The sequence below is a fragment of the Burkholderia sp. LFS061 genome, assembly GCF_047978125.1.
GTDB lineage: Bacteria > Pseudomonadota > Gammaproteobacteria > Burkholderiales > Burkholderiaceae > Burkholderia > Burkholderia pyrrocinia_C.
On the sequence record NZ_JBFPFS010000053.1, the window covers coordinates 25,042 to 40,190 of the forward strand.

Genomic DNA, 15,149 nt, shown 5'->3' on the forward strand with positions numbered 1-15,149 from the left:
CGCCGATATAAGCGCTGCGACATGCGCTGCATGCTCTTCCCCCAATGGGACGTGATGGGCGGTTCGCCTAACCTTCGCTACGGCAAAGCACACGTGACGGGTCGACAACACAACGCGCGGTACGACGCGACACGCTCGCGATCGTTTCGATTCGCGCATGACGACACGGATCGCGCGTCATTCGTCCCCACGACGTTGCCGATAATCCCAACCAGATACGAGACACCCTGACGACGGTTCGCTACGGGCCGTTTCAGCATGCTGATAAAGGAGCAAGCTCATGAGTGATACCCCGGTGCAGCCGACGGTCGGCGTCGGCGCGGAAGAAACTGACTTTGGCACCAAGGGAGTCATCGACCGGTACTTCGGCATTTCGTCGCGCGGCAGCACGCAGCGCCGCGAAATCATTGCCGGCGTGACCACGTTCCTCGCGATGGTCTATTCCGTGTTCGTCGTGCCCGGCATGTTCGGCAAGGCCGGCTTCGACACGAGCGCCGTGTTCGTCGCGGTCTGCCTCACCACCGCGTTCGGCTCGCTGCTGATGGGCCTGTGGGCGAAGCTGCCGATCGCGATCGGCTGCGCGATCTCGCTGACCGCGTTCACCGCGTTCGGCCTCGTGCTCGGCAAGGGGCTGCATCCGACGGTCGCGCTCGGCGCCGTGTTCCTGATGGGCCTCGTGTTCACGGGCATCTCGGTCACCGGCGTGCGCTCGTGGATCCTGCGCAACCTGCCCGCGGGCGTCGCGCACGGCACCGGCATCGGCATCGGCCTGTTCCTGCTGCTGATCGCGTCGAACGACGTCGGCCTCGTGATCAAGAACCCGGGTGCCGGCCTGCCGGTCTCGCTCGGCCAGATCACCGCGTTCCCGGTCATCATGTCGGTCGTCGGCCTCGCCGCGATCTTCGGCCTCGAAAAGCGTCGCGTGCCGGGCGGCATCCTGCTCGTCGTGATCGCGATCTCGGTGTTCGGCCTCGTGTTCGACCCGGCCGTGAAGTACCACGGCATCTTCGCGCTGCCGTCGCTGAGCGCACCGGGCCATGCGTCGCTGATCGGCGCGATGGACATCAAGGGCGCGCTGTCGATGGCTGTGCTGCCGAGCGTGCTGGCGCTGGTGATGACTGCCGTGTTCGACGCGACCGGCACGATCCGGGCAGTCGCCGGGCAGGCCGGCCAGCTCGACGAGAACGGCCGCATCATCAACGGCGGCCGCGCGCTGACCGCCGATTCGATCAGTTCGATCTTCTCCGGCTTCCTCGGCGGCGCGCCGGCGGCGGCCTACATCGAGTCGAGCGTCGGCGTGGCCGCCGGCGCGAAGACGGGCCTCGCGGCAGCCGTGGTCGGCCTGCTGTTCCTCGTCGTGATGTTCTTCTCGCCGCTCGCGGGCCTCGTGCCGTCGTACGCCACCGCACCCGCGCTGATGTACGTCGGCCTGCTGATGCTCGGCAGCGTGAGCAAGCTGCACATGGACGACATGGTCGACGCGATGTCGGGCCTCGTGTGCGCGGTGTTCATCGTGCTGACCGCAAACATCGTGACGGGCATCATGCTCGGCTTCTCGACGCTCGTGATCGGCCGCATTGCGAGCGGCGAATTCCGCAAGCTCAACGTCGGCACCGTGCTGATCGCAACCGTGCTCGTCACGTTCTATCTCGGCGGCTGGGCGATCTGACCGCGGATCGCGCGCGACGTCGCCGGCAGAAGGACGGCGCGCATCGGGACGACAACGTCTCCTCCACCATCATCGTTGATGGTCTCCCGCCTGGGAACGCGAGTTTCCGGGCTTTTTTTGTCGATGCGGCGCGATGCGATGCGCATCGCCGAAGCGGCGCGGCGCGAATTCGCGCCCGGTGCTACGATCGAGCTTTGCCTTCAGGAGCCGCCCATGAACGCGCTCGGCATCGTCTCCGAATCGAGCACCCGGACCTCGGCGCGCAAGCCGCCGTTCATCCCGTCGTTCGGCTTCCACGAAGTGCACGAATCGCAGCCGATCCATGCGTCGCCGGCCCGCATCATCGACGCGGTCGCGGCGCTCGACATGCGCGCCGATCCGGTCATCGATGCACTGATGACGGTGCGCGAATTCCCGTCGGCCGTCGTCGACACGCTTCGCAACGGGCCTGCCCGAAGCGAACGCGCGCGTTTCGGTTTCCACACGTTCACGCTGCTTCACCGGGACGACACGTCGCTGTCGCTCGGTCTCGTCGGACGCTTCTGGCGCCCGACGACCGACGTGCGCGCCATCGCCGATGCAACGGCCTTCGTCCGGCACGACGACCCACGCGACGCGAAGCTGGTGCTCCGGTTCGAAGTCGTCGGGCTGGCATCGGGTGCGTACATCCTGCGTACCGAAACCTTCATCCACTGCCCGATCGCACGGACGCGGCGGCTGTTTACGCCGTACTGGCTCGCGATCCGGCTGGGGAGCGGGTGGATCCGGCGCCGCATGCTGGCGGCCGTCGAAACGGCGCTCGCGTAAGCCAACGCATCAAAACGGCTTGATCACGACCAGCCCGACGACGATCCCCGCCGCGACCACGACGGCGCCCGCTGCGTGCCCGAGCCATTGCGCGGGCACGACGACGAGATCGTCGCGCTCCATGCGCCGCAGCGTGCCGGCCAGCATCCCGTGCAGCGCCGACAGCGCGGTGACGACCGCCAGCTTCACCGACAGCCACGCGGCGCCGAACCAGTGTCCGCTCAGCGCGATCGCAATCCCCGTGATCCAGACGAGCGCGAGCGCGGGCACCGTCACCGAACGATCCCAGCGCCGCACCGCGCGATGCACGGCGAGGTTGGCGATACGGATGCCGACGGACAGCATCAGCAGCCCGCCGACGAACGTGACGACGGCGACGACATGCGCGGCCTTGAGCAGCAGGTAAATCATTGCGCGTGCCGCCTGCGCGCGATCCATCCGGCGCTCGCCAGCCCCGCAAACGGCACGACGGCCGACAGCACGAGCCGCGCGACGTCGCCCTTGCTCCACAGCCCGCTCGACGCGGTGCCGACGACCGCCCATACGTACATCGCGAAAGCGATACCGTGAATCGGGCCCATGATCGATACCGCGACCGGATAACCGGCCAGATGCTTGAGCGGCACGGCAATGCACACCAGCACGACGAGCGTGGTCGCCTCCAGCAACGACAGATACTGCAGGTTGCGCAACGCATTGCGATCGTCTTGTTTCATCGATGGGCCCCCAGGTTGGTCAGCCGCAATTATGGCGTGTGGTACGGGCCCGATCCATTGGCTAGAATGCCATCTTTAAACGGATTCTGGCCACGGCCTCGAACGCCATGCATACGGTCGCCGTCCTCGCTCTGCCCGATGTCGTCCCGTTCGATCTGGGCGTCGCATGCGACACGTTCGCGCGCGTGCGTTCGCCCGGCGTCGAGCATGCGTACCGCGTGCGCGTGTGCAGCGAGCATGCGCGCGTCGCCGGCGACCTGTTCGAACTGCGGCCCGCGTTTCGTCTCGATGCGCTCGCCGACGCCGACACGATCGTCGTCCCCGGCACGTCCGTGCCGCTTGCGCCGACGTCGCGCCGCGTGATCGCGGCCCTGTGCGCGGCGGCCGCGCGCGGTTGCCGGATCGCGTCGATCTGCAGCGGCGCGTTCGTGCTCGCGGAAGCCGGGCTGCTCGACGGCCTGCGCGCGACGACGCACTGGCTGGCGGCCGGCGAACTCGCGCGCTGCTACCCCAACGTGACGGTCGACCCGAACGTGCTGTTCGTCGACAACGGCCGGATCCTGACGTCGGCCGGCGCAGCGGCCGGCCTCGATCTGTGCCTGCACATGATCCAGGCCGACTACGGCGCGGCGGTCGCCGTCGACGCCGCACGCTACGCGGTGGCGCCGCGCGTCCGCGAAGGCGGGCAGGCGCAGTTCATCGCGCCGGAATGGCCGGCCGGCACCGACGGGCTGCAAAGCCTGATGGACTGGCTGCAGGCCAACCTGCACAAGCCGCTCACGCTCGACGCGATGGCCCGCAAGGCGTCGACGAGCGTGCGCACGCTGACGCGGCGCTTTCAGGAGCAGACGGGCACGTCACCGCGGCAATGGCTGCAGACCGCGCGCGTCAGGCATGCGCAGCAGTTGCTGGAAGTCACGGCCCTGTCGATCGAACATGTGGCAACGGAAGCCGGGTTCGGTTCGGTGACCGCGTTTCGCGAGCGGTTCGCGCGCATCGTCGGCACGTCGCCGCAGCGGTATCGTCACGCGTTCCGCGCGCGGTCCGGCGCATGACGCTCGCGCTGCGCATCGGCACCCGATGCGTCGACCCGACGACGTGAACCCACGCGCACAATCGTCAGGATCGCGACCGGAAGCCGCCGCCCCCGCCACTTCGCCCGCCAAAGCCCCTTTCGCGCCAACCGGACCCGACCGATGACCCGCATCCGCAATCCCCTGAACATCGCGCAGCTCCAGGCATTCGTCTCCGCCGCGCATCTCAAGAGCCTGCGCGCCGCCGCACGCGAGCTCGGCGTCACGCAGCCCGCGATCACGCACACGATCCGCGAACTCGAAACGGCGCTCAACGCGGAACTGCTCGCGCGCAGCGTGCGCGGCGTCGAGCTGACCGCCTGCGGCCATGCGCTGCTGCCGCGTGCCGAGCAGTTGCTCGGCGACATCCGCCGCACGGTCGAGGCCGTCGAGCAGGTGAAAGGCGAGATGTCGGGGCGCGTCGCGGTCGGCACGATGCCGTCGATCGCGCTGACGGCGCTGCCGCACGCGGTGACGGCGTTCCGCCGGTCGATGCCGAACGTCAGTCTGCATCTCGAGGAAGTGACGGTGCCCGACGCGCTCGCGCAATTTCGCAACGGCACGCTCGACATCGCCGCGATGCACCATGTGCCCGCGCTCGACCGCGATTTCACGCAATCGGCGCTGCTGTCGACCGAATTCACCGTCGTGATGCGCGAAGGCCACCCGCTCGCGCATGCGCGCCGTTTAGAGGAATTGCTCGACGCCGAGTGGATCGTCACCGTCGGCGCCGAGCAGTTTCCGCACAGCGTGATGGTCGGGATGTTCGAGGCGCGCGGGCTGCCGCTGCCGAAACGCCTGCTGAGATCGCCGATGTCGTTCGCGGTGACGCTCGGGCTCGTCGCGCGCTCGGACGTGATCGGCTGCTTCACGCGCCCGCTCGCCGCGATGGTCGCGCCGCTCGGCATCCGCACGGCCGAACTCGACGAAAGCATGCCGCGCTTCGACCTGTCGATCATCGCGCGGCGCGACATGCTGCCCACGCCCGCCGTTTCGCAATTCGTCACGTGCCTGCAGCGGGCGGTCAACGAAACGCTCGGCTGAATCGTTCCTGTGTCTGAAACGGTCGCGCGCCCCCGCGCGCTGCCGCCGGGCCCGGTATCGGGGCTTGTCCTAGGCGCCCTGCCGGTATTTTGTCTTGATAATCTCCGCACGTCGCGCGCCCGCATCGGGCGGGCGAAACGGACAGTCCGGCGCGAAGCCGTGCCGGACCGAAGGCTTATGGCGCGGCACAACCGCGCACCCATCGAACAAAACGAGGAGTCACCGAGTGAAAAAGATTCTTGCGGCTGTGACCGTTGCCCTGCTTGCCGTATCGGCCGGCAGCGCGTATGCGAAGGACTGGACGACCGTGCGGTTCGGCGTCGACGCAAGCTACCCGCCTTTCGAATCGAAAGGCCCCGACGGCAAGGTGGTCGGCTTCGACGTCGACCTCGGCAACGAAATCTGCCGCCGCATGAACGCGAAGTGCGTGTGGATCGAAAACGACTTCGACGGGATGATCCCGGCACTGAAGGCGCGCAAGTTCGACGGCGTGCTGTCGTCGATGTCGATGACGCCGGCGCGTCAGGAACAGATCGGCTTCTCGTCGAAGCTGTTCAACACGCCGACGCGCCTCGTCGCGAAGAAGGGCGCCGGCCTGCTGCCGACGGCCGAATCGCTGAAGGGCAAGTCGATCGGCGTCGAACAGGGCACGATCCAGGAAACCTACGCAAAGACCTACTGGGCGGCGAAGGGCGTGAAGGTCGTCCCCTACCAGAACCAGGACCAGGTCTATGCCGACCTGATCGCGGGTCGTCTGGACGGCGCGCTGCAGGACGCGGTGCAAGCCGAGATCGGCTTCCTGAAGACGCCGCGCGGCGCGGGCTTCGATTTCGCCGGCAAGGATATCGACGATCCGAAGACGCTCGGCAACGGCGCCGGCATCGGCCTGCGCAAGGAAGACACCGACCTGAAGGCGAAGATCGACGGCGCGATCGCCGGCATGCGCAAGGACGGCACGTACGACAAGATCGCGAAGAAGTACTTCGATTTCGACGTCTACGGCAAGTAATACGGCAAGCAAGCGAGCAATTCGCTTCGAAGCAAACGGGCTCCGCGAGGAGCCCGTTTTTTTTCCGCGCCAACCTCATGATTCTCAAGGAAAAACAGCGTGCTCCGGCACCGGTTTGATGGCGGCGACGCAGGCAACGTACAATCGATCTTCCACGCACACCGGATCATTCGCGGCTGCGCCGCACTCCCCTCATCATGCAAACGCAGACCCATCCGCTGATTTCCCCCGCCGTCGGCACCGAACGCCAGATCACGAGCTTCCACTACGGCCCGCGCGGCGGCAAGAAGGTCTATATCCAGTCGTCGCTGCACGCGGACGAACTGCCCGGCATGCTGGTCGCCGCGCTGCTGCGCCGCAAGATCGCCGCGCTCGAGACGGCCGGCAAGCTGCGCGGCGAAGTCGTCATCGTGCCCGTGCCGAACCCGATCGGCCTGTCGCAACACGTGTTCGGCGATCACCTCGGCCGCTTCGAGCTCGGCTCGATGCAGAACTTCAACCGCAATTTCTACGATCTCGCGGCGCTCGTGCTGCCGCGCGTCGAAAGCCGGCTCACGAACGACGCGCAGCGCAACCTCGTCGCCGTGCGCGCCGCGATGCGCGAAGCGCTCGACGAGCAGAAGCCGCGCACCGAGCTCGACTCGCAGCGCCTCGCGCTGCAGAAGCTCTCGTTCGACGCCGATATCGTGCTCGACCTGCACTGCGACAGCGATGCGGTGATGCACCTCTATACGAACCCCGATCTGTGGCCGGACGTCGAGCCGCTGTCGCGCTATCTCGACGCGCAGGCGTCGCTGCTCGCGCTGAATTCGGTCGGCAATCCGTTCGACGAGATTCACAGCTTCTGCTGGTCGGATCTGCGCAACCGCTTCGGCGACCGCTTCCCGATCCCGAACGGCGCGATTTCCGTCACGGTGGAGCTGCGCAGCGAACGCGACGTGTCGTACGAGTTCGCCGAAAAGGATTCTCAGGCGATCGTCGAATACCTGACCGAGCGCGGCATCGTCGACGGTACGCCGGCGCCGCTGCCGCCGCTCGCGCATCCGGCCACGCCGCTCGCAGGCACCGATCCGCTCGTCGCGCCGGTGTCGGGCGTGATCGTGTTCCGCACGCCGGTCGGCGCGATGATCGAGGCCGGCCAGGAAGTGGCCGACATCGTCGATCCGCTGACCGATCGCGTCGTCACGCTGAAGAGCAGCGTGTCGGGCGTGCTGTATGCGCGCCAGATCGTGCGCTTCGCGACGGCCGGCATGGAAGTCGCGCGAATCGCCGGCGCAACCGCGATCCGCACGGGTTCGCTGCTGTCGGCCTGAGATCGGCCCGCGCGCCGGGTAACGGCGCGCATCGACGCGTTCCAACGCGCACCAATGCAATCGCCCGCTAGCGCGGGCGATTTGCTTTCCGATATGCCCGGCGATCCGGCCGGGCGGCGGCACGCCTGAGCGATCAGAACGCCGGCACGATCGCGCCGCCGAACTTCTGGTCGATGAACTTGCGCACGTCGTCCGATTCATAGGCCGCGACGAGCTTCTTCACCCACGGCTTGTCCTTGTCCTGCGCGCGCACCGCGATCAGGTTCGCGTACGGGCCGCGCAGATCCTCGATCGCGATCGCATCCTTCACCGGCGTGAGCCCCGCCTTCACCGCGTAGTCGGTGTTGATCGACGCGGCATCGACATCGGGCAGCGCGCGCGGCAGCTGAGCGGCATCGAGCTCGACGATCCTGATCTTCTTCGGATTCTCGGCGACGTCGAGCGGCGTCGCGTTCACGCCGTTCGTGCCGGCGCCCGGCTTCAGCTTGATCACCCCGTATTTCTGCAGCAGCAGGAGCGCGCGGTTGCCGTTCGACGGATCGTTCTGGATCCCGACCTTCGCACCGACCGGCAAGTCCTTCAGCGACTTGATCTTCTTCGAATAGAAGCCCATCGGCGCGGTGTAGGTAAGCCCGACGTTGACGATCCTGTAGCCGCGCTGCTTGATCTGGCTGTCGAGGAACGGCTGGTGCTGGAAGCCGTTCGCGTCGAGGTCGCCCGAATCGAGCGCCGCGTTCGGCTGCACGTAGTCGTTGAATTCGATGACCTTGATCGCAAGCCCTTCGCGCGCGGCCACTTTCGTTACTTCGGTCCAGATCTGCGCGTCGGGGCCGCTCATCGTGCCGATCTTCAGCGTTTGCGGGTCGGCGTGCGCGCCGGGCGCCGCGAATGCCAGCGCCGCGGCGAGTGCGCCGAGGCCGGTCAGGATCGAACGTCGCATGGTGTCCTCTTGTCCCGTGTCGTTGTTGGAGCACGGATCGTGGCACGGGGCCCGAACACCGCCAACCAAGCTTATTTCATGTGCATATTCCCGATCCGGATCGAATCTCAGCCGAAATCGGTATAACTCCCCGCTATACAACCGGGCAGAATCCAATGTCGCATCGGCACCACACATTCTTCATATGACAGTCGCTGTCATATTCATTACGTGGCCCGCCGATAAAGTTGCCGCCGGTCCGTGAAAGCGCCCATAGAGAGCGCCGGAACCGCAACTGGACACGCCATTTATTCGCTCGGAGAATCCTTTGAACAAGAAACTGTTGACCATCGCCGCCCTCGCAGCAACGGCCGGCACGGCACACGCGCAAAGCAGCGTGACCCTGTACGGCGTCATCGATGCCGGTATCAGCTACGTGAACCACAGCAAGACCGCCACCGGCGGCTCGGGCAAGCTGTTCAAGTACGACGACGGCGTTGCCCAGGGCAGCCGTTGGGGCCTGCGCGGCACCGAAGACCTCGGTGGCGGCCTGAAGGCGATCTTCGTGCTCGAAAACGGCTTCAACAGCGGCAACGGCACGATCGGCCAGGGCGGCGCGATCTTCGGTCGCCAGGCTTACGTCGGCCTGAGCCAGTCGCAATACGGCACGGTCACGTTCGGCCGTCAGTACTCGTTCTCGACCGACATCCTCGGCTCGAACTACTCGACGGGCGGCAACACGGTCGCGGGCAACTACGCGTACCACGTGAACGACGTCGACCAGCTCACGTCGAGCCGCATCAACAACTCGGTGAAGTTCCAGAGCGCGAACTACGCCGGCTTCACGTTCGGCGCGTTGTACGGCTTCTCGAACTCGACCGACTTCGCCGGCGCACCGGCCACGACGTCGGGCACGACGACGACGGCAGGCTCGTCGCGCGCATACAGCTTCGGCCTGAACTACGCGAACGGCCCGTTCGCCATCGGCGCCGCATACACGGACATCCGCTTCCCGAGCCAGTCGACGCCGGCGTTCTCGACGTCGATCGCGAACATCAGCACGGGCAACATCCGCGACCTGCGCACGTATGGCGTCGGCGGCCGCTACATCTTCGGCCCGGCGACCGCATGGCTGCTGTGGACGCGCACGCAATTCACCCCGCTCGCGAGCGGCGCATCGGGCACGTTCTACAACGCATACGAAGCAGGCCTGAAGTATGCGATCACGCCGGCCCTGTCGGCAGCAGCCGGCTACACGTACACGAACGCGACGCAAAGCGGCGGCTCGGCGCACTGGAACCAGGGCAACCTGGGTCTCGACTACGCGCTCAGCAAGCGCACGGACGTGTACGGCCTCGTCGTCTACCAGAAGGCGTCGGGCAACAACGTGCAGGCGCAGATCGGTTCGAGCACGAGCTACTTCAACACGTCGGGCAACGGTTCGTCGAACCAGCTCGCCGCTCGCGTCGGCATCCGTCACAAGTTCTAAAGCATCCGCTTAACTCGCGGATCACGACGGCAAGAAGCGCCCCGCTCCACGCGGGGCGCTTTTTTATCTGCTTTTAAGTTTCGCTTAATTCTGGGCTGAGAGGATGCTCTCACCCCCCCTGTTGGCCGCCTGAGCATCGGCGGCTTTTTTTTTAAATGCCGACGGCGCCGCCATCGATTGCCCACAAGACAGGATCGGAGGCCATGATGATCGAAGATACCGTTTTCAGCCATCTGCACGCGATTCTGACGTGCCAACACTCGCTGCCGGTCCAGAGCTGCCGCGTATCGGTAGCAATGCAGCGCCCGTGGGGCCGCCCGTACCGGCTCGTCGAATGGACGATGCATCTCGACGCGCCCGCGCGGCGCCAGATCGTGCCGGCCGAATCGACCGACGAAGAGATCGCCGAGGTCGTTGCGTCGCACGTGCCGGGCCGGCTTTACGGCGACGGCCGGCTGCAGTTCTGAACGCCTCCCTGTTTCCCCCGCTTCCCGTGTTTCGGCCGCCCCGCACGCATCGTGCGGCAGTCGGTCTCGTTTGACGCGGCAACGAAACCTGCTACGCTGCGCGTTTTCGTCCACGCAACACACGATGGAAAACGCATTCAACGAACGCGGCGTCATGATCACGCGCAACGGCCTGTCGGCCGCCGGGCAGGTATTCGCGCTGCGTGACATCCGCCACGTCGACGTCGTCAAGATTCCGAAAAACCGTGTCGTTCCGGCGCTGATCTCTCTGATCGGTGCGGCCGCCGCCATCGCAGGCGGCATCGGCGCATCGAGCGCCGCACTCGTCGTCGGCGTGATGCTCGCCGTCGTCGGCTATCTCGCCTGGACCACGCAGGACGTCACGTATCGCCTGATGGTCGAGATGCCCGACGGCAAGCGCGAAGCGCTGTCGAGCGTCGACGCCGAATTCGTCGAACGCGTCGCGCAGGTCGTGCGCGATGCTCAAGCCGCGACGGCTGCAGGCTGATTCCATTCGCATCGCTGCACGCTTCGGTTCGCGGTCCGCGGATGCGCGCAGCGCGTATCGGCTCGCGCGGCACATCGTTGCGTCGGGCCGACGCGTCTTCATCGAATCGGCTTCCCGCGTCGTCATCGCGAACCCCGCGCCTACGCTGCGTACGCCGACCGCCTAGTATGGAAAGAGCGGCCCGCCGCCGCATCGTCCGAGGAGGTCGGCATGAACGTTCAATTGCTGTCCGGCATGCTTCGCGCGCAGGAACTGCTGCTCGTGTCGATGATCCGCGCGCTTCCCCTTGACGAACGCCGTGCGCTCGTCGATCTCTACACCGAACAGATCGCGTTCGCCGAACAGGCGGGCCTCGAAAGCCACAGCGATCGCGCGACGCACGATGCGTTCATCGCGCATGCGCGCAACCTGCTGATCCGCATCGAAGCGCTGGCCTAGCGCTGGCGCGCCTGCGCGTTTCTCCCGAATTTCCCGCCGCGGCTCACTCGAGCCGCGCAGGCAAGCGCTCACCCGCACGGGCCGCTTTCCTTCCTTGTATTGATAATGATTCTCATTTACACTGGTAAAGTTATCAGTTTCTTTCAATTCGCCGTTCGCCGCATGCCGCGCGCGGACGGGCCAGCCAGGTGAACGCGTCACCCAGCCAGCCTTCGGGCTTGTTTTCGTCAATGGGAGACCACCTGTGCATTGCTATCCGCTGGCGCGGCGGCCGATCTGTGCCGCGCTGTTCGGCGCGTTCGGCCTGTCCGCCGCCCCGGCTCACGCCGATTCGTCGCCGCAAGGCGCCACCCCGCCTCCTGCCGTCCTCGCCGCCGCGTCCAAGCGCGGCGATGCGGCGCTGCTCGACCCCGTCACCGTCACGGCCACCCGCACGGCCACCGCCGCGAGCCGCACGGCGGCGTCCGTGTCGGTGATCACCGACGAGGATCTCGAGGAACAGCAGGCCACCAACATCAAGGACGCACTGCGCTACGAGCCGGGCATCACGGTGCGCCGCACCGCGTACCGGCCCGGCAGCGCCGCGCTCGGCGGCGGCCGCGACGGCGATTCGAGCATCAACATCCGCGGCCTCGAAGGCAATCGCGTGCTGCTGATGGAAGACGGCATCCGCCTGCCGAACGCGTTCTCGTTCGGGCCGCTCGAAGCGGGGCGCGGCGACTACGCCGATCTCGACACGCTCAAGCGCATCGAGATCCTGCGCGGGCCGGCCTCCGCGCTCTACGGCAGCGACGGCCTGACCGGCGCCGTGAACTTCATCACGAAGGATCCGCGCGACCTGCTGTCGATCTACCACAAGCCCTATTACTTCTCGTTCCGGCCGAGCTACGACTCGGCCGACCGCAGCATCGGCGCGACCGTGTCGGCCGCGGGCGGCAACGACCGCGTGCAGGGGATGATCATCGCCGACGGCCGCCGCGGCCACGAGGTCGATACGCGCGGCGGCAACAACTCGGCGAGCACGCTGCGCACGACGTCGAACCCGCAGGACGTCTATTCCGAATCGCTGCTCGGCAAGCTCGTGCTGACGCCCACCGCGCGCGACACGATCAAGTTCACCGCGGAAACCGTGCAGCGGCGCGTGAGCACCGACGTGCTGTCCGCGATCAATCCGCCGAATACGCTCGGCCTCACGACGAACGACCGGCTCGAGCGCAACCGCTTCAGCGTCGACTACGACTTCCGCGACGACGCGTTCCGCTGGTTCCAGACCGCGCACGTGCAGTTCTACTACCAGGACGCGAAGCAGGATCAATACGCGTTCGAGACGCGCGGCGCGCCGCTGAAGTCGCGCTCGCGCGACAACCAGTACAAGGAACGTACGTTCGGCGGCTCCGCGTTTGCCGAAAGCGGCTTCGCGACGGGCCCGCTCGCGCACAAGCTGCTCTACGGCGTCGACGGCAGCCTGTCGCGCGTGACGAACCTGCGCGACGGCACGGTGCCGGGCGTCGGCGAAGCGTTCCCGAACAAGGCGTTCCCCGACACCGACTACACGCTGTTCGGCGCGTTCGTGCAGGACCAGATCGGCTACGGCCGCCTGCTCGTCACGCCGGGCCTGCGCTTCGACACGTACCGGCTGAGCCCGACCGGAAACGATCCGCTGTTCACCGGCAAGGCCGTGTCGACGAGCGCGAATGAACTGTCGCCGCGCGTCGCCGTGCTCTACGAGATCACGCCTGCTGTCATTCCGTACGTGCAGTACGCGCACGGCTTCCGCGCGCCGACGCCCGACCAGGTCAACAGCAGCTTCTCGAACCCGGTGTACGGCTACACGTCGATCGGCAACCCGAACCTGAAGCCCGAGACGAGCGACACGTTCGAAGCGGGCCTGCGCGGCAAGGCCGGCACCGGCTACGGTGTCGTGCGCTACAGCGCGGCCGCGTTCACGGGCCGCTACCGCAACTTCATCTCGCGCACGACGATCGCGGGCAACGGCCGGCCGGCCGACCCGTTCGTGTTCCAGTACGTGAACTTCGCCGACGCGCGTATCCACGGCCTCGAAGGCCGCGCCGAATGGGCGATGCCGAACGGCATCACGCTGAAGACGGCGATAGCGTTCACGAAGGGTTCGACGCAGAACGACGGCGCGGCCAGCCAGCCGCTCAACACGGTCAATCCGTTCTCGGCCGTGTTCGGCGTGCGCTACGAGCCGGGCGAGCGCTGGTTCGTGCAGACCGACCTGCTGTTCCAGGCCGCGAAACGCGACAAGGACATCGACAAATCCGACTGTTCGAACAAGGCGTGCTTCACGCCGCCGTCGTCGTTCGTCGTCGACCTGCGCGGCGGCTACCGCTTCAACAAGCACGTGAGCGCAACGATCGGCATCCGCAACCTGTTCGACCGCAAATACTGGAACTGGTCGGACGTGCGCGGCATCGCGGCCGATTCGCAGGTGCTCGACGCCTATACGTCGCCCGGACGCACGGTCGCCGTCAGCATGAAAGTGGATTTCTGATGCGCGACGCCCGCGCTGCCCCCCCAACCGTTACTTGAAGGAGTCCGACATGATGCAATCCGCCCTTCCCGGTCAACCGGCCGGCCCGTCCCGCGCGGCCGCCGCACTGCGCGACGCGTTCATCAAGCTCAAGACCGAGCGCCAGCTGCGCAACCGCGACGTCGCGCAGGCGCTCGGCGTCAGCGAAGGCGAGGCGCTCGCCGCGTTCGTCGGCGAGCACGTCGTGCGGCTCGACGCGCGCTTTCCGGCGATGTTCGAGGAAATGCCGCGCCTCGGCCGCGTGATGGCGCTCACGCGCAACGACACGGCCGTCCACGAAAAGGACGGCGAATATGCGCAAATGAGCCATGACGGCCCCGTCGGACTCGCGCTCGGCGACATCGACCTGCGGATCTTCTATCGCCACTGGGTGTCGGCGTTCGCGGTGCGCGACGAGACCGCGCACGGCCCGCTGAAGAGCCTGCAGTTCTTCGACGCGCAGGGCCATGCGATCCACAAGGTCTACCTGCGCGCGCACAGCGACCACGCCGCGTACGACTCATTCGTCGAACGCTGGCGCGCACCGTCGCAGGAGCCGGGCCTCGACGTCGCGCCCGCCGCGCCGAAGACGCCCGAGCGCGCCGACACCGAGATCGACGTCGCGGGCTTCCGCGCCGCGTGGGATGCGATGACCGACACGCACCAGTTCTTCGGCATCACGCAGCGCTTCGGCGTGAGCCGCATGCAGGCGCTGCGCCTCGCCGATCCGCAATACGCGTATCCGGTCGAAACCGCGCGTGCGCTGCGCCACGTGCTCGAACGGGCCGCGCAAAGCGGCCAGCCGATCATGGTATTCGTCGGCAATGCGGGGATGATCCAGATCCATACGGGCCCCGTCGCGAACGTGCGCGAAGTCGGCGCGTGGATCAACGTGCTCGACCCGGGCTTCAACCTGCACGTGCGCGAGGACCTGATCGCCGCAGCTTGGGTCGTGAAGAAACCGACGAGCGACGGCATCGTCACGTCGCTCGAACTGTTCGACCGGCAGGGCGACCACGTTGCGCTGCTGTTCGGCGAACGCAAGCCGGGCAAGGTCGAACGCGACGACTGGCGCGCGCTCGTCGCGACGCTGCCGCCGGCCGCACGCGGGGACGCGCGGTGAGCGCGCGATCGTTCGATCCGCGGCGCCGCACGGTGCTGGCG

15 protein-coding genes are annotated in these 15,149 nt (G+C 66.8%); 12 read left to right on the top strand and 3 right to left on the bottom strand.

Annotated features, from left to right (window positions below; genetic code table 11):
- The first annotated feature begins 280 nt into the window (after positions 1-280).
- Both ACNQQL_RS31140 and ACNQQL_RS31145 read left to right on the top strand, forming a co-directional pair.
- Positions 281-1,669 carry an NCS2 family permease gene (locus tag ACNQQL_RS31140; protein WP_347068042.1) on the top strand — a complete coding sequence of 463 codons (1,389 nt, stop codon included), beginning with the start codon at positions 281-283 and terminating at the stop codon, positions 1,667-1,669.
- Between the two features lie 213 nt (positions 1,670-1,882).
- The gene (locus ACNQQL_RS31145) at positions 1,883-2,476 is read left to right on the top strand and encodes a hypothetical protein (RefSeq protein ID WP_347068043.1); all 594 of its coding nucleotides are present in this window, start codon (positions 1,883-1,885) and stop codon (positions 2,474-2,476) included.
- 9 nt (positions 2,477-2,485) lie between these two features.
- Here the strand turns inward: ACNQQL_RS31145 and ACNQQL_RS31150 are convergent, their stop codons facing one another.
- Both ACNQQL_RS31150 and ACNQQL_RS31155 read right to left on the bottom strand, forming a co-directional pair.
- Positions 2,486-2,887, bottom strand: coding sequence for a CopD family protein (locus ACNQQL_RS31150; RefSeq protein ID WP_072440304.1), 402 nt, complete (start codon positions 2,885-2,887; stop codon positions 2,486-2,488).
- Complete coding sequence (locus ACNQQL_RS31155; protein WP_111019019.1) at positions 2,884-3,192, bottom strand: DUF3817 domain-containing protein; 309 nt, start codon at positions 3,190-3,192, stop codon at positions 2,884-2,886. Before ACNQQL_RS31155 ends, ACNQQL_RS31150 begins: the two co-directional genes overlap by 4 nt.
- A 107-nt stretch (positions 3,193-3,299) precedes the next feature.
- On the opposite strand from ACNQQL_RS31155, the gene ACNQQL_RS31160 reads away from it, so the two are divergent.
- The 4 genes from ACNQQL_RS31160 (at position 3,300) to ACNQQL_RS31175 (ending at position 7,631) form a co-directional block, all read left to right on the top strand.
- Positions 3,300-4,247 carry a GlxA family transcriptional regulator gene (locus tag ACNQQL_RS31160; RefSeq protein WP_347068046.1) on the top strand — a complete coding sequence of 316 codons (948 nt, stop codon included), beginning with the start codon at positions 3,300-3,302 and terminating at the stop codon, positions 4,245-4,247.
- A 141-nt stretch (positions 4,248-4,388) separates the two neighbouring features.
- Positions 4,389-5,309, top strand: coding sequence for a LysR substrate-binding domain-containing protein (locus tag ACNQQL_RS31165; protein WP_347068048.1), 921 nt, complete (start codon positions 4,389-4,391; stop codon positions 5,307-5,309).
- Positions 5,310-5,535: 226 nt separating this feature from the next.
- Positions 5,536-6,318, top strand: coding sequence for an ABC transporter substrate-binding protein (locus tag ACNQQL_RS31170; protein WP_204422033.1), 783 nt, complete (start codon positions 5,536-5,538; stop codon positions 6,316-6,318).
- Between the two features lie 197 nt (positions 6,319-6,515).
- Positions 6,516-7,631 carry a succinylglutamate desuccinylase/aspartoacylase family protein gene (locus ACNQQL_RS31175; protein WP_072440205.1) on the top strand — a complete coding sequence of 372 codons (1,116 nt, stop codon included), beginning with the start codon at positions 6,516-6,518 and terminating at the stop codon, positions 7,629-7,631.
- 133 nt (positions 7,632-7,764) lie between these two features.
- Here ACNQQL_RS31175 and ACNQQL_RS31180 read toward each other — a convergent pair whose 3' ends face one another.
- Entirely contained in the window at positions 7,765-8,571 is an 807-nt protein-coding gene (locus tag ACNQQL_RS31180) for a MetQ/NlpA family ABC transporter substrate-binding protein (protein ID WP_034181708.1), read from the bottom strand.
- A 307-nt stretch (positions 8,572-8,878) separates the two neighbouring features.
- Here ACNQQL_RS31180 and ACNQQL_RS31185 point away from each other — a divergent pair, with 307 nt between their 5' ends.
- From ACNQQL_RS31185 to ACNQQL_RS31210, 6 genes are all read left to right on the top strand, one after another.
- Positions 8,879-10,039, top strand: coding sequence for a porin (locus tag ACNQQL_RS31185; RefSeq protein WP_347068051.1), 1,161 nt, complete (start codon positions 8,879-8,881; stop codon positions 10,037-10,039).
- A 206-nt stretch (positions 10,040-10,245) separates the two neighbouring features.
- Entirely contained in the window at positions 10,246-10,506 is a 261-nt protein-coding gene (locus tag ACNQQL_RS31190) for a DUF2866 domain-containing protein (RefSeq protein ID WP_072440302.1), read from the top strand.
- A 124-nt stretch (positions 10,507-10,630) separates the two neighbouring features.
- Entirely contained in the window at positions 10,631-11,014 is a 384-nt protein-coding gene (locus ACNQQL_RS31195) for a DUF6232 family protein (protein ID WP_072440201.1), read from the top strand.
- Positions 11,015-11,224: 210 nt separating this feature from the next.
- The gene (locus ACNQQL_RS31200) at positions 11,225-11,452 is read left to right on the top strand and encodes a hypothetical protein (protein WP_034181704.1); all 228 of its coding nucleotides are present in this window, start codon (positions 11,225-11,227) and stop codon (positions 11,450-11,452) included.
- A 244-nt stretch (positions 11,453-11,696) separates the two neighbouring features.
- Positions 11,697-13,967, top strand: a complete 2,271-nt coding sequence (locus ACNQQL_RS31205) for a TonB-dependent hemoglobin/transferrin/lactoferrin family receptor (RefSeq protein WP_347068054.1) — start codon at positions 11,697-11,699, stop codon at positions 13,965-13,967.
- A gap of 49 nt (positions 13,968-14,016) precedes the next feature.
- A complete protein-coding gene (locus ACNQQL_RS31210) occupies positions 14,017-15,108 on the top strand; it encodes a hemin-degrading factor (protein WP_347068056.1) in 1,092 nt (363 codons plus the stop codon).
- The last annotated feature ends 41 nt before the right edge of the window (positions 15,109-15,149 follow it).